Below are 1171 nucleotides of genomic sequence, written 5' to 3' on the forward strand. Positions count from 1 at the left end.
TCTAAATAAAAACAATATTGACAATCATAGTTGCATTTTGAGCCAACAACTTTCACTGTAGTATGTAAACCAGCCATAAGGGATTCTTCTACTCCAACCAAGATGGAACTAGTTTAATTAATATGTTCTTGTCCACAATTGATAATAGTGATACTTGATACTTATCAAAATTGATATTATGTTTTTAGGGAGCGTTGTGAGAGAGTTTAGACATGATATTTAACTATAACTTACTGAAACCGTAGGCGTTGATGTTGGAAACAAAAAGTATCACAGCAACAGCAAACCAAATGTCGACAAGTGCTTCTGCGGTGAGCCGAACTCTAAGAAGCTTAAGGGAAATATTTCAGGATGAATTACTTACCAGAAAAAACGGCAGGATGGAGCTAACGCCAAAAGCAATCTCCATACGTGCCAAGCTCAATAATATTATTCATGATATTGATGAATTAACTGAGGATATGTCTTTTGATCCATCGACCTCAGATATAAAAATCAATATAGCGATGAATAGCTACATCGCATATTGGCTAGCCCCAGAAATAATTCAATATTTTTCAGAGAACGCGCCGAATATAGAATTAACCATTGAAGATTGGAATGAGTTAACGCCAGATCGAATTAATAATCAGCTCGTTCATTTTGGAATTCATTATTTTCCATTAAATTTAAATAAAAACTTGGTCCAAAGAAAAGTCGGAAAAGATATGTCGGTTATGGTCTGTAGAAAAGATCATCCAATTAATAACGAGTCAATATCCTTGGAGACAATCGCGTCTTATCCTCTGGCTATCCACTTGCAAAAGCATTGGAATGAGCGGCAAGATAAACTCTCAAGATTGCTGTTAAGTCACGGTATTGACTTCAAAGTAAAACTTAAAACGACGCATATCAGTGTCATTATTAATGCCGTTGAGACGACAGACTTATTGTTTCCTTGTTCAATATATATAGCAGAACAGTTGGATGAAAAATTTAGCTACGTTACTTCAAGCGATGAGGTGTTTCTGCCGGTGCTAGAGAAAGAGTTTGGCTTTATATACGACAAGGCCTACAAAAACGATCCTATGATTGTGTGGTTACACAGTACCATTTCTAAGCTGATGAACGACTTTCTAGATGTGTATAACAAGAAGTTTGACAGTAGATACGAAAAAAGCCGTTGATTATC

The 1171-nt window shown here is 35.8% G+C and carries 1 protein-coding gene; it reads left to right on the forward strand.

All coding sequences use genetic code 11. The annotated features are described in order from the left end of the window. Positions 1-251: 251 nt before the first annotated feature. On the forward strand, positions 252-1166 hold the full coding sequence (locus R7Q48_RS24485) for a LysR family transcriptional regulator (RefSeq protein WP_318132695.1): 915 nt from the start codon (positions 252-254) through the stop codon (positions 1164-1166). Positions 1167-1171 lie beyond the last annotated feature (5 nt).

It is taken from the genome of Vibrio sp. 378, from assembly GCF_033339435.1.